This window comes from Sulfuriferula multivorans (genome assembly GCF_003851125.1).
In the GTDB taxonomy this organism is placed as follows: Bacteria; Pseudomonadota; Gammaproteobacteria; order Burkholderiales; family Sulfuriferulaceae; genus Sulfuriferula; species Sulfuriferula multivorans.
Map to the genome: position 1 here is coordinate 62,770 of NZ_BGOW01000017.1, position 26,171 is coordinate 88,940.

Here is a 26,171-nt window from a genome sequence, read left to right on the forward strand (position 1 = left end):
CGTCCAGTTTTTTCAGGGTCAGCTGGCCGCCGGAAAGATCCGCGCCAGCATGGTAAAAAAATCCGGGTTCAGCTCCCGGGCGGCGGCCTCGATGCGGCGTATCTCCGACGGCCGCAGTTGTTCCGCCTTGTCCGCGGTCAGGTCGGACATCCAGTACAGATCCGGGATGCGCAGGCCGTCCATCAGCATGTGCGACAGCGCATCGACCTCGCCTTCGGTCTCGACGGCATGCTGCCAGGCGCGCACCTCACCCACTGTCATTTCGTGCACGGTGATGATCAGTCCATCCAGTTCGACGCGTTTGTTCATGGCTACTTTCTATTTTCTATGGGTTGCAACAGGCGCGCGGCGCGCGCCAGCTCGGCGTTATAGGCATTCAGGCAATGGTCTGTCTGCAAGGCATCCAGCACGCGTACCAGCCGGTGCCAGCGCGGGTCGGCGCGGTTATACCAGGCGCGCGCGGAGATGGTCTGGAACGGGCTGCCGCGCGACAGCGCATTCCACAGCAGGTCGATGGCGAGCAGGATATTGGCGCTGCGCGGGCCGGCATGGCGCGACACCAGCAGCAGCGCGGGCACCACGACCAGGCTGGGCAATAGGCACAGCGCGACCATGATCCAGATCACGGCGTTATCGAGGGTGCGGTTCATATTTTTTCCATTTTTATTTGTCCACGAAAAGCACGAAAATCACGAAATAAAAACTGCTTTTTCCTTGTTCGTGCTTTTCGTGTCTTTCGTGGACAGATGTTTCGGGTTTGCGCATCAGCGTTTCACCCGCACCGGCAGCAATGCCTCGATGCTCCATTTATCCAGCCCGCTGACGCCATTGGCCTCGAAAAAATAATTGGTCATATCGACCCCGGCACGGATGCGCTGGTACACCACCGCGCCGACGATCTGCGCGGCGCCGTCCAGCACCGCGGCGGGGCTGGCATCGACCCCGGCCACGACGGTGATGGCGATGGTGGCGCTATCGATGCTGGTGGTCAGGCGCGAGAAATCGAACTCCAGCGCGAACGCTTCGGACGGATGTTTGGGGCGGAATTCGGTCATGCGATGGCCCTGTAGCTGCGTGCCGGCGCCACCGCCTGGTAGTTGCGCGATGCGGCGACGGCGATGTAATCGGGATGGGGTTTAATCAGGCCGTTACCGGCCAGCAGCCCGGCGGCCTGGGCGCTGGCCAGCGCGGCGCCGTCCAGGTTGACGCGCAGCGTGAGCGTGGCGGATGCGCTGCTGGCGGCAGCGGCGCTACCGGCCAGCGACGTGGCGCCGGTCACATCCAGCCCCGCGGCGGCCAGCGCCGCGACCAGCGCCGCGCCATCCAGATGCACGCCGATATCCAGCCCGCCCGTTGCCATGCTGAGTGCCGCGGCGGATGAATTGACCGGCACGATCTGCGTCACATTGCCGGTGGCCGTGGCCAGCGTGATAGCGGCTCCCGTCATCGGCACGCCGTGGTCCAGCGCGGCACTGGCGATGCTGACCGCCCCCGCATCGCCGGACAGGCTGGAGGCATTGATCACCGTCAGGCCCGCCGCGGCCAGCGCAGCGGCCAGCGCCGATCCCGCCAGGCTGAGATTGAGCGACACATCGGCCGTCGCGGTGGCATTGGCGGCAGCAGATCCGGACAGCGGGTCGGCTTGACTCAGATCTGCGCCGGCAATCGCATTCGCCGCGGCGGATCCAGCCACCGGCGTCGCCTGCGTGATCCCCGCGCTGGCCAGCGCCTGCGCGATGGCCGCCACCGACAGCGGCACGGAGAGCGACAGCCCGCCCTGGGCATTGGCCGTCGCCGTGGCGGTACCGGCGAGCAGCGCACCTGCGGAGACCGCCAGATCGGCTGCTGCTGTTGCACTGCCAAATGCATCGCCCGCCACCGGCTTGGCCATGCTGAGCGCGCCGGTCGCCGTGGCCACGCTGATACCGGCGGCGGTGAGGGGGACGGATTGGGAGAGTGACGCGCTGGCGGCGGCAGTGGCGGCGGCGGCGCCGGCGAGGTCGATGATGCCGGCGGTGTTGGCTACCAGATACAGGTCGCGCTGTTTGGGGCGCAGGAGCTGGTAGGGATTTTTAGCTAGCTGTGATATTTCAATTGCCGAGAGCGCCCTGGGCCAAAGAGCTACCAAATAAATCGGGTCGTTAAAAAACGAATTGGAGTCCCCTGCGTCTGCGCCTATTCTCGAATCCACAGGATTGGTATAGGCATTGCTGATGGATGTAGTGATTGCAGCGACCTGTACGCCATCAACAAAGAGCCGATGATCGGTGGAAGAGTAGCGCACGCCATGAATAACGTGGCGTTTTCCATCGTTAATAGCTGGCCCGGTTTCGATATTGAATATCGCTCCCGCGTCATTTCGAACAGTGAATCCAGCCTGATACGTTGCTGCACTAATACCAAAACCTAATTTTAAAATATCCGAGCCAGTGGCGGCTCTCTCACAATAAATCGAGCTACCGCTCCCACCGGGTACTTTGGTAGTAGATATAACCGCCATTACCGACCAAACAGGCTGGCCGCTGAGGATTTTAGTCGGACTAGCCTTGTAATAGGCTATCTGCGACGTGCCGTGAAACGCTCTACCGCCTACGCCGATTAGCGGTGTAATCCCGCCGATAGCAGCAGCATCGTTGATCTGGGCGAAAACTTTGGATATGCCAACCGTAAGCGGATTCTCAGTATTTATCTCAACCGGGAAATCCGGGTTGAAATTCGCCAGTATCTGCGGGGCCGGAATAAAAAGCTGCGCCACGGCTATTACCTAGCCGCTATTTCAGTGATCGGCTGGACTCCAACTGCGGTACACACCATTGGCGACATGAGCAATTGCCCCTGTCCGTTGGCCGGGATCGTGGTGCCATTGTCCTGCGACCACTGCATATAAACATTGATGTTACCGGCAGGCGTGGCTGTGCTGATGTTGGCCTGTAAGGTGCCATCAAACTGCATTCCCTGGGTGGTTCCTACGCCACCGCCGCCGAGGTTGGAGGTGTCAATCCACGCGCTTGCCACGTATGCGCCAGATGCCAGGCTATTGCCTGATGTGGTGGCCAGTGGCGTGACAATTGCCGTGTCAGAAATCACGCCAGTCGCGGTCAAAATCTGCTTGAATCGCCCGATCAGAGTGAGTGTGTCGGTCGCGCCGAAGGCCACTCCAGTGGAATTTTGTGCTACGAATCGTACGTATAGAGGTAGCATGATTAACGCCCCATCGCGTGTTGTACGTCAATCGGCTGCACCGATGCACCGGAACCCCACAACACTTCTGCGCGGCTCCCGATCCGGGATGTCGCTGCGGTGATAGATGCAGTGGGCAAGTACGTCGGGAAATCCATAGACAGCGCAGAAAGCAGCCCAAGTACAGTTGCGTCCAGCGTCACTACAGTCACCCCGATAATCAGATTGAGCATCGGCGTCCACTTGGCTTGCAGCGCAGTAGTAGCGCCGCTCAGCGCCATTACAACCGGCGCAATCAGCAGCGCAAACGTGTCGTGCGAGATGGACGGCAGGCTGATCGTTGCCGCACCTGGGCCTGTCAGCGCATTGATCAGCGCCGCACATTCGTTGTCATTGCCAGCTGTGACGTACGGCGCATAGCCGAGCGCCATCGGATCGGTGGTCAGCTCGGTATTGAGTTGGGCATCGCTGAGCATGATCTTAGTTATCGATCTGGAACGTGGCCGCACCGGCCGCGAACGACACCGCATCGCCGGTATTGATGGTTTTGCTGATGGTCAGCGCGGCGTAGATCCAGAGGTTCCCGGCCGTCGCCGCGTCGGTGATGCCCCAGCACACCACGGTGCCCCAGCCTGCGGTCGGCGTCGGGAACGTGATCACGGCGTTGTTGCTGGTGGTGCCGCCGGTACCGCTCGATGCCACGGTGCTGCCGGCGGCCTGCGTGCCGGCCCAGGCGGCGAGCCCGGCGGTGACCGCCACGCGCGCATAGCTGCCGCCGGTGACTTCGGTACCGGCCGTGCTGTCGGTCGGGCAGACGGTATAGAGCGCCACATACCAGGTGACGGGGGTACCGATGGCCTGGGCGCGCAGCGTGGCGTCGACGATCTTGTTTTCGGCGAAATCGGTCAGCGCGGCGGCGGATGCCCAGCTCGGGAACGCCAGCGCAAAGGCCAGCAGTGCGGCGGTAAAGATGCGGTTGAGTTGTTTCATGTCCAGAGTCCTTAGTGGTTAGGTTGAGTACTTAAGCCGCCTGGCCGTCGATGTAGATCGCCTGGTAGCCGGTGCGCTTGAGGATCTCGATCTCGAACTGCAGGCTGGCGTAGGCCGGGTTCTCGCCGCCGCCTTTGAGCTTGAAGCTGCCGGTGGGCTTGAGGCTGACGCGCGGCATGTAGATGTCGCGGTTGGCGCCGGTCAGGTTGTTGGCCAGGAAACGCAGCCCGCCGTTGATGCTGGCCGAGACGCCGGTGGCGATCTGGCTGCGCGTGGCGATGGCCTTGGTATAGCTCACCAGGATGGTGTCATTGGCGAGGATGGTGCCACCCACCACCGGCAGGATGCGGCCGCGTACCAGGTCGAGCAGGTAATCGGTATTCAGCGCCTTGACCGTTGCGCCGACCTTGACGCTGACCGCGCTGATATTGCGCACGCCGGTCGGGTTGGCCAGCGACGCGCCGATCTGGTAATGCAGGCCGGGAGTGACCGGGCCGCTCGATTCGTCGACTATGCTGCCGGCCGCCTGTGCCAGCGTGCTGATGCCGCCCGCGAAAAACAGCGCGATGTTGTCGTTGCTCATGTCGTCGACGGTGAGCGTCAATTTGCGGTCGATCTTGTAGGGCAGGCTGAAATCTTTTTCCACCACGTTGGTGTCGCTGTCGTAGTGGTCAAGCACGGTGCTTTGCACGCTGATCTCGCCGCCCGGCGTATTGCCGAAATAACGCTCGCCGGTCAGCACGCCGGAAGTGTTTTCCTTGTCGAAATACACCTCGCCGGAAAAGACGGAATAGGATTTGGTGAACGTGTTCAGCGGCATGTCATGCTCCTTCGGTGATCAAATAGGTTTCAAAACGCAGCGGGTAATAGCCGAACGATGCGGAGAAGCCCGGTTTGGGTGCGCTGGCGCGGCGCAGCGCGGTAAATTCGGCGGATGGCCGCCAGCCCAGCATCAGCGCGATCAGCTCGGCGAGCAGCGGCCCGGCGGCATCCTGCACGCCGGCGCCGGTGGCCTGGCCGCGCCGGTTGCGCACCGCCAGCACCAGCAGCCAGTGCTGCTGCACCAGCTGCGATTCGTTCTGCCCGGCGATGCCGGCCGGGGTATCGCCGTCGTAAATCACGAACAGCGCCAAATCTTTAGCCGTCTTGGCATCCAGATCGGCGATGTCGGTGATGGCTTTCACATCCAGCTGCGGCAGATTGGCGCGCACATGCGCCTCGATCAGCGCGCCGGCGGCGAGGTAGTCGGCGATCACAGTTCAATCCCGCCGAAAATACTGGGGTTGGCGACGTACTGCACCGCGCCCGGCGCCTGCTGGCCGACCGAATCCGGGCCGAGGCTGGCAACACCGTTGGCGACGTTGGTCAAAAATTTGATGGCCGATTTGTAGCGGTCGGCGATTTCCTGCGGGGCGGCATCCTTGTACAGCAGGTAGCGCGCCATCTCGCGGTTGAAGCGCTTGAGCACCGACGGCGCCGGGCTCATCGGCAGGGTGTAGCGCCCCACCAGGTAGCTATCGATCTCGGCGGCGGCATCGTCCAGCGCGGTGGCGAGCACGGCCGCATCCACCGCGCCGAGCGGCGGATCGGCACGGTCGGTCAGCTGGATGATCTCCAGCGAGCCGAACGCATCGACCATTTCCGCCTGAGTCGTATAGGCCATGATTACTCGGCAGCGTCGGTGTCAGGGTGATGAATCACGCCCTGCTCGCGCAGTTTGGCGATCATCTCCTCATCGTCCAGCTCGACCGTGTCGCCGACGGCGTAGAGCACGCCGTCATGGTTGAGCGGGGACAGCACCTGGTGGCCGGTCGGCGCAGCGGCATCGGGTTTGGTTTTCTTGGCAGCCATGTTGTTCTCCTGTTTGTTTATCCACGAAAAACACGAACGGCACGAACAATGCAAAAACGATTTTCTTTCGTGATTTTCGTGTTTTTCGTGGACAGATTGTTTATTAAGCGACAGCGGCAGAGATCAGGTAACCGGCAGACGCACCGGCGATCACCGGGCTGACTTCGTCGGTGACCGGGTAGATCCACGATTTGGCATTGCGGTCCTGGTACGCCTGTTCGACGATCGGGTAACCGCGCAGCCGGTAGGTGTAGCCGAACGTCGGCAGGCCCATGTCGTTGATGCCGCCGATGTCGGTGTAGGCGATGACTACCGACTTGCCCCACACGTCGGCCATCGCGCCGGCGTCGTTTTCATAAATCGCATCGCCGACCACCACGCGCGCCACGCCGAACATCTGGGCCAGCAGCTCGGGGGTGGCGGTATCGCGGCCGGTGTACTTGATGCGGTCGATCACCTTGGGGTGGTTGCGCAGCTTGGCGAATACCGATGCGCCCATCACCACGGTGTTGGGGCGTTTGCCGATCAGCGCGCGCACCGCGTCCTTGGCGGTTTCCATGTCGGCGGCCGGGTCGGACACGCCGGTGGCGAAATCGCTCCACTGCGCGGTACCGGCCAGCGTGATCTTGTTGGCGGCGGCATAGTTGGCGGCGGTGGTGGCCAGATCGGCCTGGGATTTTTCCAGGCGCAGCGCGATGATGTTCTGTACTTTATTGACCGCGCCGATGCCCAGGTTGATGCCCGGCACCGCGGCGGCCTCCTCCATCAGCTCATACGGCACCATGCCCTCGAGCGAGTGCGACTCCAGCGCATAGCTGCCCGAGTCGTGGCCGAACTGCACGCGCTTGGTGTTGGCGCCCGGCACGCGGCCAGTGGCGTAGAGGCGGAAATCTTCCTTGCGGAACGACAGGATCTTGCCGCCGCGCTGGCCGACGGCCACCGACGGAAACAGGTTCATGCCGACCATCTCGGAATTTTTGTAGCCCTGGGCGGCGGTGGTCAGGATCGGGTCGATCACGCGGGCCTGGGCGGGGGTCATTTGGGGCATTTTGAATCTCCTTAATTAAGCGGGGTGAATCAGGCGTTGGGCAGCAGCAGCACTTCGACCAGCTGGCCGACGGCGGTGGCGGCCTGCAGCGCAATGGCAACTTTTGCACCGGCGGTCACCCAGGTGATCGCCTTGCCGGCGGCATCGGATTTGAGCGTGGCACCCAGCGCAAACGCGGCGCCAGCAGTGACGACAGCGGTGCCGATCGCGTCCACCGGTACCTTGTCAGCGGCGACGCCTGCGGTGCGCGCCACGCCGAGGGTCGCGGCATCGGCACCGGCCGTAGCACCGGCTGGCGTGACGAAGGTATTCGCCGCGACAGTGCCGGTCAGGGTGACAGGCAGGGTTAACAGGGCAATGGCTTGTGCGCTCATTTTGCAGCTCCTTTGGTAACCGCCTGCACGGCGGTGAGGTAATCGGTTTTGTTGGCGGCGGCGTAGGCCAGCGTCTGGCGGTGGATCTCCATCTGGCCGGGATCGGTGCCGTAGCCGTCCGGCGCGGCGAATGCGGCGGTATCGGCGTCATCGCCTGCAGCGCTGTGCTCGGCAAACGACACCTGCTCCGGCAGGCGCACCAGGAAACTCCGGAACCAGTCGATTGCAGGCAGCGATTTGGCGTCGCCGCCCTCGCCGAACGCGATCACGCCGGTGTCGTCGGGGCCGTCCATGTACGCCACCACCGCCAGGCGGTCGGCGGGCAGCAGGCGGCCGCGTGTGATCAGCCCATCGACAAATGAAACATTCTCGGCATGGCGGGTTTCGGCACGCAGGCGCGCCATCTCGGCGGTCGCCTCGGAAAATTCAGCTTCCCTGGCGCGCAGGGCGGCGTTGTCCGCCTCCAGTTGCGCCAGGCGCTGGCGGTCAGCGTCGGTCATCGGTGTATCTCCTGTGGTGGATTCGCCTTGCGGCGCGGAAAAAGCGGGTTGCGGTGTATCGGCGGGATCGTCGGGTTGTGCGGCGGCGGCCGTCAGGCTATCGACCTGGTAGCCGGGGATCACCTGGTCCGCGGTGGCCAGGTCGAATTTTTCGATCATCCAGTCGCGCAGGCTGCGGAACAGGCTGGCGACCGGATAAGCGGGCGCATCGGCGAACTCGACGGTGACCAGGTCGGCATCGTCATCGGCGAACTCGACTTGCTTGAGGCCGCGAATGGCCGGGGCGGCCGCGCCGAGAAAACCGATGTGCTTGAGGTAATAGGCGCCCGGTACCGGATTGCGCGGATGCGCCGGCGGGAAAAACGACCCCGACACGTGGCGGTAGCGTTTGGCGCGCACCAGGTCGGCGAACTGCGCCTCGACATCCACCGGCTGCGCGTGCAGGCCGTCGGCGTCGGATGCGACCTTGTCCACCCAGCCGTAAGCGGGCGCATCCAGCTGCGGATGCCCGACCACGATCGGCGCGCGGTACACGGCCGGATCGTAGGCCACGGCGGCGGCATCCAGATCGGCCTGGCTGAATTCGATGGCGCGCCCGGCCATGTCGGTGTGACGCCCGGCGCGGAAAAAATGAATCGGTTTGAGTTGTGTATTAGCCATGACCCGATGATGGGGCCATGCGCGCGGCAGGTATTTTAGCCGCGGCTAAAACCGGATGCGGGGGAAAGGATGGGGGGCTGCGGGTAGGGCGCAATCGTTATTGCGCCGCATGAACATCCGGCGCAATGCCCGTTGGTTATTGCGCCCTACGCACGATCTTGCAAAATGCTACCACACCTGCGCCCGCGAATGGCGCGCAGAATGTTTCCTACGACGCAGGGAGCGATTTATTTCGCGCGGGTGAGGGTCAGTGTGGGCGGGGCGGAAATAATCGCCTGTGGCGCGTTATTTTGGTCAGCGGTTATAGCGCCACCAGATCAGCGCGAACAATACCAGCAAGAGCCCCGCACCCAACATGGGCAGATCACTGATGCCGCCGATGATCAGGCTCAGCAGAATGGCACCAATAACCTGGAATACGGCAATGGATTCGCGCGTTTTCTCCTGGCGGATGCCACGTGCCATTGCATCGGATATTTTTTTATCCTGATCGTCGTTTTGCATTTTCTCCCCTTTCCGGTTTATTCCGGTTTCCCCACTGACAGCACGGTGCCGTCCGGGCTGATCACCGCCTCGGCATGATCGAAGATCAACGCGCCGAATGCATTTTTGCCGCGAAACTTGACGCCCATCAGCAGGTAGCTGCCATGATCTTCATAATCCACAGCGACGCGCTGGAAACTGTCCGGGTCGAGCATGCTGGATTGGATCTGCGCCTGCACCTGGTAATAGGCGTTATCGAGCACGTGCTGGACCTGGGCAGCACGCGCCTGCGCCGGGGTGAGCGGCGGCGGTGGTGGCTCAGGAAACAGCGCCAGCTTGATCCATCCTACCAGCACAGCACCCAATAAGACCCCAAATATGATTTTCATCTGTATTTTATTTGGCATTTTCTACTCCCCTTAAAAATCATTCTCCCGGATTCCGCACCCGCTCGCTCAGCGCATCCGCCAGCACGTGCACCAGGCTCAGCGTGAACAACGGATTGCGGTGTGACTCGCCCGCGGTATCCATGATGAACTTGCGCTGTTTGAGCTGCGCCACATACGCGAATCCGTAGACATCGCCCTTGCGGGCTTTGCTCAGCAGGAATTCCAGCGCCTCGACGACATCCGCAGAGGTATGGCTGGGCGCCAGCGTGAACGGTTTTCTCATGCCGCATCGTCCTTGCGTTTTTTACCGGGCGCGGGCTTCATCTCATCACCGAATTCCACCGGGCCGGTGCGTGGGCCGGTGTATTCGTCACTGAACTCCACCACGGATTTGCGCGTGCGCAGCGCGGGCTTGGCCTCGGCGGCCTGCTGGTAGGCCAGCGCGGCGCTTGTCGCCTTAAGTGCCGCCTGCCCTTCCGGTGGCGCATGCCGGAAATTCTCCAGCAGCGCCTCTTCCTCCGGCGTGACGTATTCCACGATGTAGCCTGCGCGCGTTTCTTCAACGGCCAGCGCACCGGCACGCAAGCCAGTGAGGATGTATTGCACGTCGGCACCAGCTGCGGCGATTGCTGACAAATATGCCGCATCCGGCATTCGTTCACCCTTCTCGTAATTGATTTGGCTCATCTTGGTTACACCTGCAATTTCTCCTATAGCAGGCTGACTTAAAGCCAATCGCTGACGCTCTTCCTTCAATCGCTCACCAATAGTCAAAATATTTTTACCATATCTCTTGACAAGTAAACGAACGTTTACCATACTTAAATCCAACGTTCATTCGCGTATCACCTTAGGACAAATGAAATCTACCTCTTGCCACCCTCGATCAAACCCAAAAACCAGTCTGGCTTTGCCGCGCTATCAGGCGATGGCGGCTTATCGGATGGCTCAACTCCAAGCCGAGCGTACTTCGCGATCAGTTGTGCGCCGCGCGTGTCGTGCTGTTCAGAAGGCAATTCATCGAGTGCTGAGCGCATCTGGCTTGCAAGCTCATCAAGGGGGATCGCGCCGGTGAACAGCAATAGCGCTATCAGCCTGTCCATGAGCTTTTCCAATGGGTCGGACACCTCCTGGCGAACCATGTCCGCCATCAGGTCGATCAGGATTTCACGTTCTTCTTGTTCCACTTTCAATCCCTCCTAACCATGAAAAAGGAGCCCCTCATGAATTCCGAAGCCGCCAAACAGCGCATCCGTGCGCAAGGCATCACCATCACCGAATGGGCATGCCGCGAAGGCTATCCGCGCGTGGATGTGTATCGCGTGCTCAATGGGCAGTACAAAGGCCATTACGGTAAAGCCCATGAAATCGCCGTCAAGCTCGGCCTCAAAGCCAACCCCGATGATGCCCTGCGCAACGCCGCCTGACCCCCACCGGAGACTCATCATGCTCACCATCCTCACTCACCCGCATGCCATCACCGCCGTGGTGCTGGCCTCATTTAACCAGCCCGACCGCGCCTACATCAACCGCGAGCTGGCCCGCTCCGGCTGCCCGCGCAGCCTGTACACCACCGCCTGCATCCTGCAGGCCGCGATGAAATTCGAGCAGGCCAATGTAGCGCCGGTGCAGCTGGTGGCTCAGCAATGATTTCATTTTACCTGACGAAAATTGTTTGCATAGACGCAAACACCGGGTTTGTTTGCGCCACCCTCCAAACCGGGGCATGCAAATGACCCGGCGCAATTGGAAGCGCTGCCAGCCCACCTCGCTGCGGCACGCCATCGAGCTGTGCAAAGACCACGCCAAGGAAGTGCGCAACCTGTCGGTGGAGCGCATCGCCGAGCTGATGGGCGAGGAATCGCACTGGACCGTGTACGGCTGGCTGCGCGACGGCGCCATGCCGCTGCGCAAGGTGGCCGCCTATGAAAACGTATGCCGCTGCGACTACATCACGCGCTGGATGGCGCACAGCGCCGGCAAGATGCTGATCGACATCCCCAACGGGCGCCTGACCGATGCCACCGACGTGCACGCCCTGCAAGGGCTGCTCAACGGCGCGGTGGGTGCGCTGATCGCATTCGCCCAGGGGCAGAGCGAGGCCAACCAGGTAATGGGCGAGGTCACCCACGCGATGGAGGGCCTGGCCTGGCATCGCGCCAACGTCGCCAAGGCGCAACAACCCGAACTGGAGCTGAATCATGAGTGAACCCAAATACAGCGTGGGCGCTGCCGTAAAAGTGCTCAAGGTGATGGACTGCCTGTTCGGCCATGAGGCCGATGGGCTGGCCAACAAGGATATCGCCGAGCGCGCCAGGATTTCACCCAGCGACGTGACGCGCTACATGAGCACACTGGAGGAATTCGGCTACGCCGAGCGCATCCCGGTGACCGGACGCTGGCGCATCAGCCCGCGCCTGGGGCAAAAGGCCATGCAAGTGCTCGCCAATATGGACAGTACGCATCGCCGCATCGATGAGACCAAAAACCGTTTGACCCGCGAACCCAACTAAAAAGGACGAGACATGACCTCCGGACGTAAACCCCTGCCCCCCGCCAAAGACGAAGTCGTGATCTTCAATGAAGAAGCATTGGCCGAGAATGCTGCAGAACAGAGTGTGCTTGACCAACTTGTGCCACGTATGAGCGAAGAGCGCGACCTGATGAATCAGATGCTTGGTCAGGTGCAGATGGCGCGCTCAATCAGCAAATTTGCCGACGTCGTCAGTTTGACGAAGCTGGCTCATATCAAGGAAACCAAGATGTACCGTGCCTTAGCGGGGAAAAAGGCCATTGACCAGGACGGTAACGAAATTGCCGACATCGGCACTTGGGATGGATTTTGCCGGGCCATTGGATCGACAAGATCAACGGTTGACGAGGATTTAACCAATCTACGTATATTTGGCGAAGATGCTCTCAAGCAGCTCAATCAGGTCGGCGCTGGTTACAGAGAGCTACGCCAGCTGCGCAAGCTGCCCGACGATGAACGTACCGCGCTGGTCGAAGCCTCCAAGGACGGCGACAAGGAAGCGGTGATGGAGCTGATCGAGGATCTGGTCACCCGCCACAACCGCGAAAAAGAACTCCTGCAGGACCAGCTCAAATCCAAGGAGGAGGAAATCAACGCCAAGGTGCGGCGCGAGAAAGACCTGAACGACCAGAACCATGCGTTGCTCAAGAAGGTGATCCGCATCGAAGAGGCCACGCCGGATGAGGACTACGCCATGCTGGCAGGCGAACTGGCGCAGATGGTTTATAAAATACAGACCAGCCTGACCGGGCTGCGCGGGGGATTCAACAAACTCATCATCCGTGGGGATGAGGTCGGCATCGCGCATTATGACACCTTGGTCGGGCACGTGACGCAGCTGCACCGCGAGCTGAACGCGCTGCGCAGCCAATATAGCCTGCCCATCGAACCCGATAAAACCGACTCCGAACGCGCCTTCGAGTATGCCGAGGCCGTCATCGCTGGCAATGCGCCCGTCATTAACTAAGGGGACGGCGATGCCACCCAGCCCACAACAGACCCAGCTCGCCGTGGCCTATGCCCAGCGCCTGCTCGATGCGCCGACCAAGGGGCGCGGCGCGATCATCGACGAGGCCAGCCAGGCGCTGGGCGTATCGCGCCCGACCTGCTACCGCTGGCTCAAGGATTTTGTGCTGAATGGTCGCAAGCGTCGTGCCGATGCGGGCAGCCTGGCGCTGCCCGAGGGCGAGGCACAAGTGATCTCGACCTATCTGGCCGAAGGCTACCGCAAGAACGCCAAGAAGCTGGTGAGCGTGGACCGCGCGCTGTCCGATCTGCGCGTCAATGGCCTGATCCGCGCCGATGCGGTGGACGAGCAAACCGGCGAAGTGCGGGCGCTGTGCGCCTCGACCGTGCACCGCGCGTTGCGCAGCTACGGCCTGCACCCCGAACAGATCCGCCGCGCCACGCCGCACGTGAGCCTGATGACCGAGCACCCCAACGAGCTGTGGCAGGTGGATGCCTCGGTGTGCGTGGTATTTTACCTGCCGCAGGGCGGCGCGATGATCGAGGAAATCGACCAGGCGGTGCATTACAAGAACAAGCCGGAGAACATCAAGGGCATCGAGCAGTGCCGGGTGATCCGCTATGTCGGCACCGACCACTGTTCGGGCACGGTGCGCTGGCGCTATTACCCGCACTCCGAAACCGGCGAGCACACGGTGCGCTTTGTGGCCTGGATGATGGGGCGCGAGCGCCCGGCCAGCGACCCGTTCCACGGCCGCCCCAAGCATTTGATGGTGGACCCCGGCGCGACCAGCGCCGGGCTGGTAAAGCGCTTTTGCCAGCGCATGGGCATCAGCCTGATCGTCAACAAGGCGCACAATCCGCGCGCCAAGGGCCAGGTGGAGTGCGCCAACAACCTGGTGGAGTGCGAGTTCGAGGGCGGCCTCAAAAACCGCCGCGCCGATATCCGCAGCATCGACCAGCTCAATACCTTGGCCGAGCAGTACCAGATCTGGTGGAACGCTACCGCCATCCATACCCGCCACCACGAAACCCGCTTCGGCAACTGGACCCGTATCAGCGCCGCGCAGCTGATCAAGACGCCGGCCGAGGTGATCCTGCTGGAGCTGGCCACCAATGAGCCGGTGGAGCGCAAGGTGCAGGGTGATATGACGGTCGAATTCAAAGGCCAGCGCTGGGAAGTCACCAGCGTGCCCGGTGTGATGGTGGGCGAAAAGCTCAGGGTGCACTGGCATCCGTTTATCGACAACACCGCGATGGCGGTGATCGAAGATGCCGAAGGCGAGCAGCATGTCGCGCTGACGCAGGTCACCACCAATGCCAACGGCTTCCCCAGCAACGCACGGCGCATCGGCGAATACCGCGCGCGTCCCGATACCCGGCTGGAGACCAACCGCAAGATGTTGGCGCGTATCGCCACCGGTGAAGCCGTGCTCGACACCGCAGAAAAGCTGCGCAATCGCAAGGATTACATCCCCATGCAGGGCCGCGTCAACCCCTACAAACAGGCCGAAGAAGCCGACCTGCTGGATTACCTGCCCAAGCGCAGCACCGAGCTGGCTATCAACCGGCCAGTGTTTGTGGCGCCCCTGCTCACCCACACCCAAGCCGCCCTGCGCCTGGTGCGCAGCGGCGTGGCGATGTCGCCGGAGCGCAACGCGCTGCTGCGCCAGTGGTATGCCGACGGCATCCCCGAGGACGAGCTGAACATGATTGCGCTGCGGCTGAACGAACAGGATGGCGATGGGCGGATGGCCCGCGCCGTGTAAATAAAACGGGCCGGTGTACGAGACCGGCCCTGTTTGCAACACCCCCGCGAGGGGGATTTTTAGCAACCCGATTGGAGATCGATATGCGAAAACTCATTTTATCACACCCCTGCGGAGCTTGTCATGAGCCAGCCCGCATTTAGACATCAGGAGCTGGAATACATGCCGCTCAAACTCAAGTCGATCATGGCGCGCGCCAACCTGAGCCAGCATGATCTGGTCAAGCGTATGCCCGCCGGGCTGCGCGGCCCCACCTGCAGGCCGACGGTGAGCCGCATTCTCAACTGGGACGAATGGCCGGTGAACATCGACCGCGACAGCATCGTCGAGGCGGTGGAAGCGCTGCTGCGCGAGGCGCATGTATCCGAGGCCGACATCGCCCAGGCCTGGCAGCCGGACAGCCCGGAAGTGCGCTACCTGCATCCCAAATTCAAAAGCAAACCACCCTTAGGAGACGACCCGATGATCCACCGCAAGGAAGCACTGACTGAGCAGGCCCGCAAACACTGGCGCTTATTCAAAGACCCGTTCACCGACGATATCAACGCGCCCGAGGATGTGTTCCTGGCCGATGACCAGCGCTATGTGCGCGAGGTGATGTACAGCGCGGCGCGGCACGGGCGCTTTGTCGCCATCGTGGGCGAATCGGGCAGCGGCAAGACCACGCTGCGGCGCGACATGATCGACCGCATCCGGCGCGAGCGCCTGCCGATCCAGGTGATCCAGCCGCGCACCATCGACAAGAACACGCTCACCGCCGGGGCGATCTGCGATGCCATCGTGCTGGACATGCAGCCGCACGCCAAGCTGCGCCGCACCCTGGAAGGCAAGGCGCGCGAGGTCGAACGGCTGCTGACCGAATCGAGCCAGGGCGGCTACAGCCACGTGCTGATGATCGAGGAATCGCACGACCTGTCGGTGTCGACGCTGAAATTCCTCAAGCGGTTCTGGGAGCTGGAAGACGGTTTCAAAAAGTTGCTGGCCATCATCCTGATCGGCCAGCCGGAGATGAAAAACCGCCTCGACGAACGCAACTTCGAAGTGCGCGAAGTGGTGCGCCGCTGCGAGCTGGTCGAGCTGCTGCCGCTGGACGGCAAGCTGGAAGAATACCTGACCCACAAGCTGCAGCGTGCCGGGGTGGATTACGCCAAGGTGTTCGCGCCCGGCGCCGCCGATGCCGCGCTGGCCAAGCTGATCCAGAAAGTCGGCAAGCACGACTACGTGAGCATGGCGTATCCGCTCGAAGTCAATAATTTAACCACGCGCGCGCTGAACGCCGCCGCCGCCATCGGTGCCACCAGCATCGACGCGGACCTGATCAAGGAGCTGTGATGGATAACCCGATACAAACCAATCGACGCCGTACCGAGATGAGCGAACTGCGCCGCCTGCTGGCGCTGGGCCGGGTGCTGGCGATGCTGGCCCAGCAATCCAATGATGAAACGCTGGCCGAACTCGGCGCGGCATGGGATCGCGAGCTGATGCGGTTACATTCCAACCAGCCTATTCAACCCTCCAGGGAGAACTGATATGCCTGCCACCCATCGCATCACCGACGACATCCACGACGGCGCCAACTGCCACGTATACGACAGCCTGCGCATCGCCAACCAGGCGCTGAAACTGCTCGACCACGACGGCTACACCGTCATCGATATGCGGATCGGCACGCGCAACCCGAAAATCTGGATCGCCGAGGCCCAGCGCGCCACGCGCGAAATGGACGGCGTGGTGTGCAAAACCGAGACCGTCGGCCAGCGCCGTTGCGAGGATTATTTCGCGCCGCGTTACGGCTGCGAGATCCACTGGCAACAAAACAGTAGGGCGCAATAACCAACGGGCATTGCGCCGGATATTTCATGCGGCGCAATAACGATTGCGCCCTACCAATTACCCACTATTAGGAGATACCAATGAGCGAACAACACAAATCACTGCGCGACGAGATCCTGTTCGTGCTGGGCCGCGCCAGCGCGCCGCTGAACACCGGCGAGATCTACGAGCGCTGCCAGCTGGCCGAGGAGGTCAAAGCTGTCGCCAATGCCGTGTGGGGATTGCGCACGGCCGGCAAGATCGAGCTGATCGATGCGCCCGGCCGCAAGGCTTACAAACTGGCGGACGGTACCAAGGTACCCGCGCCGGCGGGGCAGGCCGGGCGGCCCAAGGCGGCGGAACCTGTCGTCGGCGGTATCAATATCAATAACCAGTTGCCGGTGACCGAGAGCGATCCAGCGTTCGATCGCGTCGTGCACCAAGCCGAGCAGGCAGTAAAAATCGCCAATGCTATCCAGCATGACGTGGCATTTGTCGCGGCCAAAGCCATCCCGGCGTTCCTGCTCAAGCCCGAGCCGATCAAAGTGCCCCACCCGCCGCGCTTCCTGGTCGACGACGCCGGCGCGCTGGAGATCGAGGACGACGACACCACGCTGCGCATGGAAGCCCGCGACGTCAAGCGCCTGCTCAAGTTCCTGACAGCCGTAAAGGAATTGGCATGAGCAGCATCGCCAGCATCCGCATTTCGATGGGATGGGTCGACCCCAGCAATCGCGAGAAATGCGCCAACTGCAAATGGGTGCGCGAGGACAATCCTTCGTCCGGACGCACGTTCCCGACCTGGTACTGCACCAAGGGCAATTTCCTGACCCCGGCCAATGCGACGTGCCACAACTGGACGCTGCAGAAATGAAAAGGAAGCCCTGGACATCAGAACAGGACGCGCTATTACGCGCCCGCTATCCGCATGAAAAAACCGAACGCCTGGTTGAGGCGCTGGGCCACAGCATCGCATCCATTTACCAAAGGGCCGCGAATCTCGGGCTGCGCAAAACGCCGGCATTCCTCGCCAGCCCGGATGCCCGGCGCCTGGATGGGAAGATCGGCGCGGCGGGACGGTTAAAGAAAGGCCACGTACCCTGGAACAAAGGCATGAAGGGACTGCAGATGGGCGGCGTAGCCACGCAGTTCAAACCCGGCCACCGGGGCGGGAAAGCGGTCGATCTGTATCAGCCGATCGGCGCCGAGCGCATCAGCAAGGACGGCTACCTGCAGCGCAAGATCAATGACGACATGCCGCTGCAAAAGCGCTGGCGCGGCGTCCATATCCTCGTCTGGGAAGCGGCCAACGGCCCGCTGCCGGCAGGCCACGCAGTGACTTTCAAGGATGGCAACAAATCCAATATCACGCTGGACAACCTGGAGCTGCTCACCCGCGCCCAGCTCATGGCCAGGAACACCATCCACAACCTGCCGGAGGAGCTGCGCGACGTGATCCGGCTCAACGGCGTCATCAGGAGAAAGATCAATGGCACACGACATCAATGAACTGCGCAAACACCTGTTTGCGACTATCGAAGCGCTGAATGACAAGGATAAACCGATGGACATCGAGCGGGCTCACGCAGTCGCTGAAATCGCGCAGACGATCATCAACAGCGCCAAAGTTGAAGTGCAATACGCGGCAGCGAGCGGCGCAAAGGTCAGCAATTTTATTGGGCTCGATGCACCGAAAAACGGTGTGACCACTCACAGGTTGGGCAACTGATGAGAGTCGGCTGCCCCAACTGCGGCGCCGAGACCAGCCTGGACGCGCTGATCCAGCATGACGCGGCGCGCACTGCGCTGATCGAGGCGCTGGGTCTGTCGGTGCCGCTCGGCAAATTGCTGATCCAGTACCTCGGCCTGTTCCGCCCGGCCAAACGCCAGTTGACGATGGACCGTGTGGCCAGCTTGCTGGCGGAGCTGGCGCCGCAGATCCATGCCGCGCGCATCAGCCACAACGGCAGCGTGTACGCGGCGCCTGTTGAGGTGTGGCGCACGGCGCTGGAGCAGATGGTGGCCGGGCGCGACAAGCTGAGCCTGCCGCTCAAATCGCACGGCTACCTGCTGGCGATCATCGCCGGGCAGGCCAACAGCCAGGCGGCGCGCAGCGAGAGCCAGAACAACCGCCAGCGCGCCGGCATCACGCCGGTGGCGCAGCACGCCTCGCACCGGCCATTCAAGGCCGCCGAGGCCGGCGCGCAATCGAGCCCGGAAACCGCCGCCGCCGCATTGGCGCAGGCCAAATCACTGATCAAGGGAGGCAAACCATGAAAACCCAAAACGACCTGCTCGGCGTGCTGTCGCGCCACATCGGCCGCGAGCGTGCCGCCGGTGCCGCCGCGCTGGCGCGCGAGCTGGGCATCGACACGCGCCAGCTGCGCAAGCTGGTATCGGAGCTGCGCCTGGAGGGCATCGCGGTGTGCGCCCATCCGCGCGACGGCTACTACATCGCCGAGACGGTGGAGGAGCTGGAAGAGACCTGCCAGTTCCTGCACGCCCGATCCATGCACGCGCTGACGCTGGAATCGCGCCTGCGCAAAATCCCGCTGTCCGACCTGATCGGCCAGCTCCACCTACGCACTTAGGAGCACACCATGACCTGGACCAAGACCGCAGAGAAACAACCCATGCCACTGCACGACGTGCTGATCGCGCACGTGTGCGAAATCGACGACGAGCCGATTGTCGAGATCGCATTCCTCAGCAAAACCGGCCAGTGGCGCATCAGCAACGCCGCCGCCACGCCGATCGCACCGCCGCCGTTCTGGCAGTTCAAGCCCGCGTTGCCGCTGGCCTTGCAGCCGATGCAGCAGGAGGCCGCATGAGCAAGCGCATCAAGGCCAAAGCCAGCACCTACGTGCCGCAGTCGCAGGACGATTGCGCGGCCGATATCCGCCGCATCGGCGACCTGAGCCGCGAGCTGCTGCGCGGCACGACGGCGATGAACGACGAGATCGCCGCCATCACCGAGCGCTACCAGCCGCTGCTGGACACCCTCAAAACGCAGATCGAACCGCTGCAGGCCGGCGTGCAGACCTGGTGCGAGGCGCACCGCATGGAGCTGACCCGCGACGGCAAGGTGAAGAGCGCCAATTTCACCACCGGCGAGGTGCAGTGGCGCAGCCGTCCGCCCAGCGTATCGGTGCGCGGCGCGGAGGCGGTGATCGAGGTGTTGAAACGGCTCGGTCTGGCGCGCTTCGTGCGGACCAAGGAAGAGATCAACAAGGATGCGATTTTGAACGAACCCGCCGCGCTGCAGGGCGTGGCCGGGATCAGCATCAACAGCGGTATCGAGGATTTCGTGATCACGCCGTTCGAGGCGCAATAGATTCATAACCCCAGGCGCAGGTGGGGATGTAACCACGCCAGCCGGTGCGGAAACCGCAAAGGGCCGCCTCCACGCAGTACAAATAGGCCGCCGTGAACCGGCACCACGAATTTAGTAGGGCGCAATAACCAACGGGCATTGCACCGGATGTTAAGGAAAAAACAATGTGTGAATGCAGAGCAAAAATCAACGAAGCCATCGCACCGAAAAACGGCCGTATTGCAACGGTTATGAGGATAAGCAAGGACATGGCCCATCTATCCAGCCATTTGGTCGTGGCGGTGGAAAAGATCGACAAGACAAAACGCAAACCCGTCCCGCTGGTGGTGGCAAACTATTGCCCGTTTTGCGGCGAGAAGGATGCAGGCTGAGGCCAGGGAGAACATCATGCCAGCACTCAATTTCAAAGCCGAATTCGCCGATGCGGTCAAGCGCCTGGAAAAGCGCCAGACCATCCGCGCACGCGGCAAGCGTAAGCCGCCGCGTGTAGGCGATCCGCTGATGCTCTATACCGGCATGCGGCAGGCTGGCTGCAGAAAGCTGCTGGATGCTGTCTGTATTGCCATTGATGGTATCAGCATCAGTACCCGGAGCAAGACTGTGCAGATGCCTTATATGTTGGAAAATGGGGAGTCGATGTGGGCATTACTGCCAGACCATGAGATCGAGGCACTGGCAAAGGCCGATGGCTTCGCTTCTGCGGATGCGTTTTTTGCCTGGTTTGGCAAGACGTATGGCGACAGCTTCAGCGGCTATGTGATCAAGTGGTAATGCAGCCATGACTACTACCAACCCACGCACCAAAGAGCTCGCCGCCATCCACGTGGCCAAGCGCGACCTGCGCCTGACCGACGAGGAATACCGCGACATCCTGTTCGTGGTGGCGCGGGTGAAATCGGCGTCGGACCTGGACCATGCCGGGCGCCGCCTGGTGCTGGACCATTTCCGCAGCCGCGGTGCATTGGGCGGCAAGTCGTGGAAGCGCACGCCGGACGATCCGATGCTGAACAAGCTCAAATCGCTGTGGCTGGAATTGCACACGGCGGGCAGGGTCAACCACGTGGACGGGCTGGATGCGTGGGTCAAGCGCACCACCCGGGTATCCAGCCCGCGCTGGCTGAACAGCAAACAGATGACCACCTGTATCGAGGCATTGAAAAAATGGCTGAAGCGCTGATCAACGCCGAACCGGACAATTATCCGGAGATCCTAAGCGATGCGGCGATTCAGATCGCCGAGGCGCTGATGGCGCACGGCCTGGATGAGTCGGCGGCAGGCGAGATCGCCGACGCGGCGGCCGAGCGCATGCGCACCCACTGGGCCGGACAGCTGGTGTATATCCCATCGGGCCAGCAATACGAGATCGGCCTGCGCGACGCGCAAATCCTGGGCGAATTCAACGGCCGCAACCACAGCCAGCTGGCGCGCAAGTACGGGCTGAACATCACCTACATCTACCGGATCGTGAAGCGGCGCATCGCCGAGGAGCGAGATAGGCGGCAGGGGAATTTGATTTAGGAGAGGAAAGACGAGGGCGGTTCCAAGCCCTCCAACGTTTGAATTAACCGGCTGGCCGTCTTTCGGCCAGTCCGGGTTGAATGATTTGTTGGGCACTGGCCGGAGAGGAAATTATGAACACGAACCAACTTGCAGCAGCGCTACGAAACAAAGCGGAAGAGGTGCGCGAAGTAGGCGATGAGACACAACACGATCAGTTGATGCGCGATTCCTCATACCTATTGCGCGTGCTGGCCAATGTAGTTGATGGGATGCCGTTGGCCAAAGCTTTTGGCTCGCCCGGCGACTGGGGATACGACACACAGATTGGACAAGCACTGGCCATGCCTGCGGTGCCCAAAACCACCATAGACACCTCCCCAATGGTGGTGTAGAAAAATATACCATATAAATTTTTATAACCAGTAAGTCAGGGCCTGAATCCAGATTTAGACCCGTCTAAAATCCCTCCCGCGCGCGCAGGCCAATACTGGCTGCATGAGACGCGCATCCGATTCGATCATCCAGTTTATCCAGGCCGAGGGCAACGAGGGTTTTCGCGCCCGCCCCTATAACGACGGCGGCGGGGTGATGACGATCGGTCATGGCCATGTGATCCGCAAGCACGAAAAATTGCCTGTCCCGATGACCCGCGCGCAGGCGGATTTGCTGATGCGCAACGACCTTGCGCCGGTTGAAATTTATCTCTCGGCCATCGACACCAACCTGCCCGTGCCGCTGACCGGCAACCAGTTCGACGGGCTGTGCTCGCTGGTATTCAACATCGGCCTGGACCAGTTCGAAGATTCCACGCTGCTGAAAAAACTGCGCCGCGGCGACATGGCCGGTGCCGCCAGCCAGTTCAACTGCTGGATCTACGACAACAAAAAGAAAATCGCCGGGCTGGTCACACGCCGCGCTGCCGAGCGCGCCATTTTCGAATCGAAAGATGATGGCTGAGCATGATCCCGGCCGCTATGTATTCACCCGCCGTATCTGCGTGCGCATCCGCGGCCGCGTGCATGCCTGCCATATCGACGATGCCTCGGCGCAGGGGGATGCGGTAACGATGGGCGCAGCGTGCGCGTTGCGCGACCTGTATGGCGAGCTGGGCGTGTCCGTCGAGCCGACGTTCGATGTCAATTATTCAACCACTTATTGCGAGGCCGGCGATGACGGATGCGATGCCCAATAAAAAGCCCTGGTGGCATAGCAAGACGCTGTGGTTCAACGCCGCCGCCGCCGCGCTGGTAGCGCTGGAGGCCAACACCAACCTGCTGCAGCCGTACCTGCCGGTCAATTTTTACAGCGCGCTGGCCGTGGCCATGCCGATCGTCAACGCGGTGCTGCGCATCGTCACCACGCAGGGGCTGAGCAAATGATGGCGCCAGGCCTGCCCACGGCGAGGGCGACGGTGATTTTATGGCTGTTGCTGGCGGCGGCTGCCGGCGTGGCGATCCTGCTCGGCTGGATGCTGTTCATGCGCTCGGTGCTACCGCCCGCGCCGGTCAATGTCTCGGTCCCGGCGGTGGCGGCAGGCGAGATCCGCGCCATTCCCAAAACCGCTGTGGCCATCCGGGCGCCGGTCAAGGTCTACCGCGGCGGCGCGCCGCTCAAGCGCCGCCTGAATCTGCCGCAGCCCGTCGCGGACAATGCGGCGCAGCAGGTGATCGCGGCCAGCCAGGTGCGTGCCGACGACCATCCGCAGACCATCACCACGCTGATCAATACCGAGACCGGCGACAGCGAGACCTATGTGCGGCGCGACCCGCTGCCGTGGCTGGCATGGGATGCGCGCGGCGAGGCGGCGATGTATGTGGGCATCCAACGCGGCGGCCCGGCACTGCGCCTTGAAGCGCGTCAGGGCATGGTGCAGATCAAGGCATTGCATGTCGGGGTGATCGGCTCGGTGGACCAGCCGCTGGGCGGCGCGCCGCGCGATACGGATTATTTCATCGGCGCCGGAGTGTGGGCGAAATGGTGATCGCTGGCGTAGGGCGCAATAACCAACGGGCATTGCGCCGGATGCATGCGGTGCAATGCGCTGCGCTTATTGCACCCTACGTGGGGCTGGTCTGATGGATATATTCGACCGTGCCCAGGAAGTCGAGGAAAAAGAGCGCGCTGCCTGCCTGGACTGGGCACGCAACCGGCCATCGATGCTGCCGTCCGGGCATTGCTACAACTGCGACGAGGATCTGGCTGCAGGAAAATTATTTTGCGATGCGGATTGCCGCGACGACTATCAAAAACGCACGGGACGAAAATAATGGATTACAAAGGCTGGATCGACACGCTGCAATTCCTGATCATGAGCGCGGTGGGCGTATGGATGTACCTGGAGCGCAAAAACGACAAGGCGCACGAGCGCATCACCGCGCTGGAAACGGTGCTGGAAAACAATATCGCCCGGCATGCCGATCGGCTGATGAAGATCGAAACGCAGATCGAAGGCCTGCCCAGCCAGAACGATATCGGCAAAGTCTACGAACGCGTGCAGAGCATCGACCAGCGCATCAGCCACATCGAGGGCCAGTTCGTCGGCAGCAACCATACGCTGAACCTGATCCACGAATATCTGATGAAAGAAAAATCATGAAGCCGTTTACCCAGCACGTGGCCGAGGACCGCCGCCTGATGATCCTGCGCATCCTGTCCGAATCGGGCGAGTACCGGGCGAATATCTACCTGATCCAGCGCATGCTGGCCAACGTCGGCCACGCGGTCAGCGGCGACATGCTGCGCGACGATCTGGCTTGGCTGGAGCAGCACGGCCTGGTGGAGGTCACCACCACCGCCGGGCTGGAAATCCCCAGCCTGATCAGCCGCGGGCTGGATGCCGCGCTGGGCCGCACGCGCGTGCCCGGCGTGGCGCGCCCGATGCCGGAGGCATGATGGCGCGCCCGTCGAGCGTCAAGCGGCTGGACCCGAGCGTGCGCGCCGCGGTGGACGATGCGATCCGCGAGGGCCGCGCGACCATCGAGGATATCGTCGCGCTGCTGCGCAACCTGGGCGCCGATATCAGCCGCAGCGCGGTGGGCAGATACAAACAACAGGCCGAGTCGCAAATGGCGCGCTACCGCGAAGCGCAGGAGGTGGCCAAGGTGTGGATCGGGCGGCTGGAATCTGATCCGGAGGGCGATGTGGGGCGGCTGCTGCCGGAAATGCTGCGCGCGGTCGCGTTCCAGCAGCTTGCCGGGCTGGAGGATGGCCAGGTGGATAGCAAGGAAATCGCGTTGCTCGCCCGCGCTATCAAAGATGCGGCCGGGGCGACCAAAACCAGCGTGGAAGCCGAGCGCCTGCGCCGCGAAATGCGCGACGCATTGCGCAAGGTGGAGACGGCGGCGGAGACGGTAAGCCGCGATCCGGCAGCCCTGAAACGTGCCATTGCGGCGGCGTATGGACTCCTCTGAGATCACCCTCTATCCGTATCAGCGCGCCTGGCTGGAAGACCCGGCGCGCTTTGCCGTGGGCATGTTCGCGCGCCAGACCGGTAAAACGTTTACCACCACGCTGGCAGTGGTGCTGGATACGGTGCGCGCCGAGTTGGACGGCAAGCGCACGCGCTGGATCATCCTGTCGCGCGGCGAGCGCCAGGCGCGCGAGGCGATGGAGGCCGGAGTCAAGTTGCACCTGGCGGCCATCGGCACGGTTTTTCAGGCACACGAATACGAGTGGGAGCCAGGCATCAACGCGCTGGAAGTCACGCTGCCGGGCGGGTCGCGCATCACCGCCCTGCCCGCCAACCCGGATACGGCGCGCGGTTTCTCGGCCAACGTGATGCTGGACGAGTTCGCGTTTCATGCCGATAGCCGGAAAATCTGGACGGCGCTGTTTCCGGTGATCTCGGCGGGCTGGAAGTTGCGCGTGGTATCCACTCCGAACGGCAAGGGCAACAAATTTTACGAGCTGATGACGGACAAGGCGCTGGACGGCATCTGGAGCCGCCATACAGTGGATATTTACCAGGCTGTCGCGGACGGCCTGCCGCGCGACATCGAGGCGCTGCGCCTGGGTATCAACGATCCGGATGCGTGGGCGCAGGAATACGAGCTCAAATGGCTGGACGAGGCATCCGCCTGGCTGCCGTACGAGCTGATCGACGGCTGCGAGCATGCCGGCGCGGGGCTGCCCGATCATTACAGCGGTGGACCGTGTTTTATCGGCATTGATATCGCCGCGCGAAACGACCTGTTTGTGATCGCGGTGCTCGAGGCCGTGGGTGACGTGCTGTGGTGCCGCGAGATGATCGTGCGCCGCCGCATCAAATTTGCCGAGCAGGATGTATTGCTGGATGAGGTGATGCGGCGCTACCGGGTGGTGCGCGTGGCGATGGACCAGACCGGCATGGGCGAGAAGCCGGTCGAGGACGCGCAGCGCCGTCACGGCCAGCTGCGCGTGGAGGGCGTGCTGTTCAGCGCGGCGCGCAAACTGGATATGGCCACGGCGCTGAAAGAGCGCATGGAGGATCATACCCTGCGCCTGCCGATGGGCGACGCGCTGTTGCGTGCCGACCTGCATGCGATCAAAAAACAGGTGGGCGTCACCGGCATACCGCGCCTGTTGGCCGATGGCGATACCGACGGCCATGCCGACCGGTTCTGGGCGCTGGCGCTGGCCTGCGCGGCCGGATCCGGGCCGGTAGTGCAGATCGATTTCCAGTCCGCCGGCAGCCGCGCCGGCAACATCCTCGGCGATGCTGGCCTGGGCGGATTCAGCCAGGCCGATATCACCCGCACCGGCTGGGGTACGGTGAGCGGCAACCACGATTTTACGGGATTCTAA

50 protein-coding genes are annotated in these 26,171 nt (G+C 62.2%); 31 read left to right on the forward strand and 19 right to left on the reverse strand.

All coding sequences use genetic code 11. From position 1 onward, the window contains the following. Positions 1 to 18: 18 nt before the first annotated feature. From EI185_RS09995 to EI185_RS10085, 19 genes are all read right to left on the reverse strand, one after another. Positions 19 to 309, reverse strand: a complete 291-nt coding sequence (locus EI185_RS09995) for a hypothetical protein (RefSeq protein WP_124705005.1) — start codon at positions 307 to 309, stop codon at positions 19 to 21. 2 nt (positions 310 to 311) lie between these two features. Further along, positions 312 to 650 (reverse strand): hypothetical protein, encoded by a 339-nt coding sequence (locus EI185_RS10000; RefSeq protein WP_124705006.1) that lies wholly within the window; start codon positions 648 to 650, stop codon positions 312 to 314. Positions 651 to 764: 114 nt separating this feature from the next. Next, positions 765 to 1,055, reverse strand: a complete 291-nt coding sequence (locus EI185_RS10005; protein WP_124705007.1) for a hypothetical protein — start codon at positions 1,053 to 1,055, stop codon at positions 765 to 767. Continuing rightward, positions 1,052 to 2,755 (reverse strand): LamG-like jellyroll fold domain-containing protein, encoded by a 1,704-nt coding sequence (locus EI185_RS10010; protein ID WP_124705008.1) that lies wholly within the window; start codon positions 2,753 to 2,755, stop codon positions 1,052 to 1,054. Before EI185_RS10010 ends, EI185_RS10005 begins: the two co-directional genes overlap by 4 nt. A gap of 5 nt (positions 2,756 to 2,760) precedes the next feature. Further along, positions 2,761 to 3,201, reverse strand: a complete 441-nt coding sequence (locus EI185_RS10015; RefSeq protein ID WP_124705009.1) for a hypothetical protein — start codon at positions 3,199 to 3,201, stop codon at positions 2,761 to 2,763. Positions 3,202 to 3,203: 2 nt separating this feature from the next. Continuing rightward, positions 3,204 to 3,656, reverse strand: coding sequence for a hypothetical protein (locus EI185_RS10020; RefSeq protein ID WP_124705010.1), 453 nt, complete (start codon positions 3,654 to 3,656; stop codon positions 3,204 to 3,206). Between the two features lie 4 nt (positions 3,657 to 3,660). Beyond that, positions 3,661 to 4,170 carry a phage tail fiber protein gene (locus EI185_RS10025; protein WP_124705011.1) on the reverse strand — a complete coding sequence of 170 codons (510 nt, stop codon included), beginning with the start codon at positions 4,168 to 4,170 and terminating at the stop codon, positions 3,661 to 3,663. 31 nt (positions 4,171 to 4,201) lie between these two features. Next, positions 4,202 to 4,990: a phage tail tube protein gene (locus tag EI185_RS10030; protein ID WP_124705012.1), complete on the reverse strand. Its 789-nt coding sequence runs from the start codon at positions 4,988 to 4,990 to the stop codon at positions 4,202 to 4,204. Between the two features lies 1 nt (position 4,991). Then, positions 4,992 to 5,426: a phage tail terminator protein gene (locus EI185_RS10035; protein ID WP_124705013.1), complete on the reverse strand. Its 435-nt coding sequence runs from the start codon at positions 5,424 to 5,426 to the stop codon at positions 4,992 to 4,994. After that, positions 5,423 to 5,833, reverse strand: coding sequence for a gp436 family protein (locus EI185_RS10040; protein WP_124705014.1), 411 nt, complete (start codon positions 5,831 to 5,833; stop codon positions 5,423 to 5,425). The genes EI185_RS10035 and EI185_RS10040 overlap by 4 nt, the downstream gene beginning before the upstream one ends. 2 nt (positions 5,834 to 5,835) lie before the next feature. Further along, positions 5,836 to 6,021, reverse strand: coding sequence for a hypothetical protein (locus EI185_RS10045; RefSeq protein WP_124705015.1), 186 nt, complete (start codon positions 6,019 to 6,021; stop codon positions 5,836 to 5,838). A gap of 103 nt (positions 6,022 to 6,124) precedes the next feature. After that, on the reverse strand, positions 6,125 to 7,069 hold the full coding sequence (locus EI185_RS10050) for a major capsid protein (protein WP_124705016.1): 945 nt from the start codon (positions 7,067 to 7,069) through the stop codon (positions 6,125 to 6,127). A 29-nt stretch (positions 7,070 to 7,098) separates the two neighbouring features. Next, positions 7,099 to 7,443: a capsid cement protein gene (locus tag EI185_RS10055; protein WP_124705017.1), complete on the reverse strand. Its 345-nt coding sequence runs from the start codon at positions 7,441 to 7,443 to the stop codon at positions 7,099 to 7,101. Continuing rightward, positions 7,440 to 8,603, reverse strand: coding sequence for a peptidase (locus EI185_RS10060; RefSeq protein WP_124705018.1), 1,164 nt, complete (start codon positions 8,601 to 8,603; stop codon positions 7,440 to 7,442). The genes EI185_RS10055 and EI185_RS10060 overlap by 4 nt, the downstream gene beginning before the upstream one ends. Positions 8,604 to 8,897: 294 nt before the next feature. Further along, positions 8,898 to 9,107 (reverse strand): hypothetical protein, encoded by a 210-nt coding sequence (locus EI185_RS10065; protein ID WP_124705019.1) that lies wholly within the window; start codon positions 9,105 to 9,107, stop codon positions 8,898 to 8,900. A gap of 17 nt (positions 9,108 to 9,124) precedes the next feature. Next, positions 9,125 to 9,493, reverse strand: coding sequence for a hypothetical protein (locus EI185_RS10070; protein ID WP_124705020.1), 369 nt, complete (start codon positions 9,491 to 9,493; stop codon positions 9,125 to 9,127). A 19-nt stretch (positions 9,494 to 9,512) separates the two neighbouring features. Then, complete coding sequence (locus tag EI185_RS10075; protein ID WP_124705021.1) at positions 9,513 to 9,758, reverse strand: hypothetical protein; 246 nt, start codon at positions 9,756 to 9,758, stop codon at positions 9,513 to 9,515. Next, entirely contained in the window at positions 9,755 to 10,162 is a 408-nt protein-coding gene (locus EI185_RS10080; RefSeq protein ID WP_124705022.1) for a hypothetical protein, read from the reverse strand. Before EI185_RS10080 ends, EI185_RS10075 begins: the two co-directional genes overlap by 4 nt. Positions 10,163 to 10,341: 179 nt before the next feature. Then, positions 10,342 to 10,662 carry a hypothetical protein gene (locus tag EI185_RS10085; protein WP_124705023.1) on the reverse strand — a complete coding sequence of 107 codons (321 nt, stop codon included), beginning with the start codon at positions 10,660 to 10,662 and terminating at the stop codon, positions 10,342 to 10,344. A 36-nt stretch (positions 10,663 to 10,698) separates the two neighbouring features. On the opposite strand from EI185_RS10085, the gene EI185_RS10090 reads away from it, so the two are divergent. From EI185_RS10090 to EI185_RS10235, 31 genes are all read left to right on the forward strand, one after another. Further along, the gene (locus tag EI185_RS10090; RefSeq protein ID WP_124705024.1) at positions 10,699 to 10,902 is read left to right on the forward strand and encodes a DNA-binding protein; all 204 of its coding nucleotides are present in this window, start codon (positions 10,699 to 10,701) and stop codon (positions 10,900 to 10,902) included. 19 nt (positions 10,903 to 10,921) lie between these two features. After that, complete coding sequence (locus EI185_RS10095) at positions 10,922 to 11,125, forward strand: hypothetical protein (RefSeq protein ID WP_124705025.1); 204 nt, start codon at positions 10,922 to 10,924, stop codon at positions 11,123 to 11,125. A gap of 52 nt (positions 11,126 to 11,177) precedes the next feature. Further along, positions 11,178 to 11,684 carry a hypothetical protein gene (locus tag EI185_RS10100; RefSeq protein ID WP_223247777.1) on the forward strand — a complete coding sequence of 169 codons (507 nt, stop codon included), beginning with the start codon at positions 11,178 to 11,180 and terminating at the stop codon, positions 11,682 to 11,684. Then, on the forward strand, positions 11,677 to 11,988 hold the full coding sequence (locus tag EI185_RS10105; protein ID WP_124705026.1) for a helix-turn-helix domain-containing protein: 312 nt from the start codon (positions 11,677 to 11,679) through the stop codon (positions 11,986 to 11,988). The genes EI185_RS10100 and EI185_RS10105 overlap by 8 nt, the downstream gene beginning before the upstream one ends. Before the next feature lie 57 nt (positions 11,989 to 12,045). Further along, complete coding sequence (locus tag EI185_RS10110; RefSeq protein ID WP_189836365.1) at positions 12,046 to 12,975, forward strand: hypothetical protein; 930 nt, start codon at positions 12,046 to 12,048, stop codon at positions 12,973 to 12,975. Positions 12,976 to 12,985: 10 nt separating this feature from the next. Continuing rightward, the gene (locus EI185_RS10115; protein ID WP_189836366.1) at positions 12,986 to 14,743 is read left to right on the forward strand and encodes a helix-turn-helix domain-containing protein; all 1,758 of its coding nucleotides are present in this window, start codon (positions 12,986 to 12,988) and stop codon (positions 14,741 to 14,743) included. A 123-nt stretch (positions 14,744 to 14,866) separates the two neighbouring features. Then, positions 14,867 to 16,075 carry an ExeA family protein gene (locus EI185_RS10120; RefSeq protein WP_124705029.1) on the forward strand — a complete coding sequence of 403 codons (1,209 nt, stop codon included), beginning with the start codon at positions 14,867 to 14,869 and terminating at the stop codon, positions 16,073 to 16,075. Next, positions 16,075 to 16,272: a hypothetical protein gene (locus EI185_RS10125; RefSeq protein WP_124705030.1), complete on the forward strand. Its 198-nt coding sequence runs from the start codon at positions 16,075 to 16,077 to the stop codon at positions 16,270 to 16,272. The genes EI185_RS10120 and EI185_RS10125 overlap by 1 nt, the downstream gene beginning before the upstream one ends. 1 nt (position 16,273) lies before the next feature. Then, on the forward strand, positions 16,274 to 16,576 hold the full coding sequence (locus tag EI185_RS10130; RefSeq protein WP_124705031.1) for a hypothetical protein: 303 nt from the start codon (positions 16,274 to 16,276) through the stop codon (positions 16,574 to 16,576). Positions 16,577 to 16,656: 80 nt separating this feature from the next. Beyond that, positions 16,657 to 17,238 carry a hypothetical protein gene (locus EI185_RS10135; RefSeq protein WP_124705032.1) on the forward strand — a complete coding sequence of 194 codons (582 nt, stop codon included), beginning with the start codon at positions 16,657 to 16,659 and terminating at the stop codon, positions 17,236 to 17,238. Then, positions 17,235 to 17,429 (forward strand): hypothetical protein, encoded by a 195-nt coding sequence (locus EI185_RS10140; RefSeq protein WP_124705033.1) that lies wholly within the window; start codon positions 17,235 to 17,237, stop codon positions 17,427 to 17,429. The genes EI185_RS10135 and EI185_RS10140 overlap by 4 nt, the downstream gene beginning before the upstream one ends. After that, complete coding sequence (locus EI185_RS10145) at positions 17,426 to 18,064, forward strand: HNH endonuclease signature motif containing protein (RefSeq protein WP_124705034.1); 639 nt, start codon at positions 17,426 to 17,428, stop codon at positions 18,062 to 18,064. Before EI185_RS10140 ends, EI185_RS10145 begins: the two co-directional genes overlap by 4 nt. Beyond that, entirely contained in the window at positions 18,045 to 18,284 is a 240-nt protein-coding gene (locus EI185_RS10150) for a hypothetical protein (protein ID WP_124705035.1), read from the forward strand. Before EI185_RS10145 ends, EI185_RS10150 begins: the two co-directional genes overlap by 20 nt. Continuing rightward, a complete protein-coding gene (locus EI185_RS10155; RefSeq protein ID WP_124705036.1) occupies positions 18,284 to 18,832 on the forward strand; it encodes an HI_1489 N-terminal domain-containing protein in 549 nt (182 codons plus the stop codon). Before EI185_RS10150 ends, EI185_RS10155 begins: the two co-directional genes overlap by 1 nt. Beyond that, positions 18,829 to 19,146: a hypothetical protein gene (locus EI185_RS10160; RefSeq protein WP_124705037.1), complete on the forward strand. Its 318-nt coding sequence runs from the start codon at positions 18,829 to 18,831 to the stop codon at positions 19,144 to 19,146. Before EI185_RS10155 ends, EI185_RS10160 begins: the two co-directional genes overlap by 4 nt. Before the next feature lie 9 nt (positions 19,147 to 19,155). Beyond that, positions 19,156 to 19,386, forward strand: coding sequence for a hypothetical protein (locus EI185_RS10165; protein WP_124705038.1), 231 nt, complete (start codon positions 19,156 to 19,158; stop codon positions 19,384 to 19,386). Beyond that, entirely contained in the window at positions 19,383 to 19,889 is a 507-nt protein-coding gene (locus tag EI185_RS10170) for a host-nuclease inhibitor Gam family protein (RefSeq protein WP_124705039.1), read from the forward strand. The genes EI185_RS10165 and EI185_RS10170 overlap by 4 nt, the downstream gene beginning before the upstream one ends. Positions 19,890 to 20,137: 248 nt before the next feature. After that, the gene (locus EI185_RS18360) at positions 20,138 to 20,260 is read left to right on the forward strand and encodes a hypothetical protein (protein ID WP_262982387.1); all 123 of its coding nucleotides are present in this window, start codon (positions 20,138 to 20,140) and stop codon (positions 20,258 to 20,260) included. Positions 20,261 to 20,276: 16 nt separating this feature from the next. After that, the gene (locus tag EI185_RS10175) at positions 20,277 to 20,660 is read left to right on the forward strand and encodes an ASCH domain-containing protein (protein ID WP_124705040.1); all 384 of its coding nucleotides are present in this window, start codon (positions 20,277 to 20,279) and stop codon (positions 20,658 to 20,660) included. 7 nt (positions 20,661 to 20,667) lie between these two features. Beyond that, complete coding sequence (locus EI185_RS10180) at positions 20,668 to 21,066, forward strand: regulatory protein GemA (RefSeq protein WP_124705041.1); 399 nt, start codon at positions 20,668 to 20,670, stop codon at positions 21,064 to 21,066. Beyond that, a complete protein-coding gene (locus EI185_RS10185; protein ID WP_124705042.1) occupies positions 21,051 to 21,407 on the forward strand; it encodes a Mor transcription activator family protein in 357 nt (118 codons plus the stop codon). The genes EI185_RS10180 and EI185_RS10185 overlap by 16 nt, the downstream gene beginning before the upstream one ends. Before the next feature lie 113 nt (positions 21,408 to 21,520). Beyond that, entirely contained in the window at positions 21,521 to 21,781 is a 261-nt protein-coding gene (locus tag EI185_RS10190) for a hypothetical protein (protein ID WP_124705043.1), read from the forward strand. A gap of 103 nt (positions 21,782 to 21,884) precedes the next feature. Continuing rightward, the gene (locus tag EI185_RS10195; protein ID WP_124705044.1) at positions 21,885 to 22,346 is read left to right on the forward strand and encodes a lysozyme; all 462 of its coding nucleotides are present in this window, start codon (positions 21,885 to 21,887) and stop codon (positions 22,344 to 22,346) included. Next, positions 22,336 to 22,581: a hypothetical protein gene (locus EI185_RS10200; protein WP_124705045.1), complete on the forward strand. Its 246-nt coding sequence runs from the start codon at positions 22,336 to 22,338 to the stop codon at positions 22,579 to 22,581. The genes EI185_RS10195 and EI185_RS10200 overlap by 11 nt, the downstream gene beginning before the upstream one ends. Beyond that, entirely contained in the window at positions 22,571 to 22,768 is a 198-nt protein-coding gene (locus EI185_RS10205; protein ID WP_124705046.1) for a hypothetical protein, read from the forward strand. Before EI185_RS10200 ends, EI185_RS10205 begins: the two co-directional genes overlap by 11 nt. Then, positions 22,765 to 23,370, forward strand: coding sequence for a hypothetical protein (locus EI185_RS10210; RefSeq protein ID WP_124705047.1), 606 nt, complete (start codon positions 22,765 to 22,767; stop codon positions 23,368 to 23,370). Before EI185_RS10205 ends, EI185_RS10210 begins: the two co-directional genes overlap by 4 nt. A gap of 94 nt (positions 23,371 to 23,464) precedes the next feature. After that, positions 23,465 to 23,656 (forward strand): hypothetical protein, encoded by a 192-nt coding sequence (locus tag EI185_RS10215; RefSeq protein ID WP_223247778.1) that lies wholly within the window; start codon positions 23,465 to 23,467, stop codon positions 23,654 to 23,656. Then, the gene (locus tag EI185_RS10220) at positions 23,656 to 23,985 is read left to right on the forward strand and encodes a DUF2730 family protein (RefSeq protein WP_124705048.1); all 330 of its coding nucleotides are present in this window, start codon (positions 23,656 to 23,658) and stop codon (positions 23,983 to 23,985) included. Before EI185_RS10215 ends, EI185_RS10220 begins: the two co-directional genes overlap by 1 nt. Beyond that, positions 23,982 to 24,281: a VpaChn25_0724 family phage protein gene (locus EI185_RS10225; RefSeq protein WP_124705049.1), complete on the forward strand. Its 300-nt coding sequence runs from the start codon at positions 23,982 to 23,984 to the stop codon at positions 24,279 to 24,281. The genes EI185_RS10220 and EI185_RS10225 overlap by 4 nt, the downstream gene beginning before the upstream one ends. Further along, positions 24,281 to 24,799 carry a phage protein Gp27 family protein gene (locus EI185_RS10230; protein WP_223247785.1) on the forward strand — a complete coding sequence of 173 codons (519 nt, stop codon included), beginning with the start codon at positions 24,281 to 24,283 and terminating at the stop codon, positions 24,797 to 24,799. The genes EI185_RS10225 and EI185_RS10230 overlap by 1 nt, the downstream gene beginning before the upstream one ends. Then, a complete protein-coding gene (locus tag EI185_RS10235) occupies positions 24,786 to 26,171 on the forward strand; it encodes a terminase large subunit domain-containing protein (protein WP_124705051.1) in 1,386 nt (461 codons plus the stop codon). The genes EI185_RS10230 and EI185_RS10235 overlap by 14 nt, the downstream gene beginning before the upstream one ends.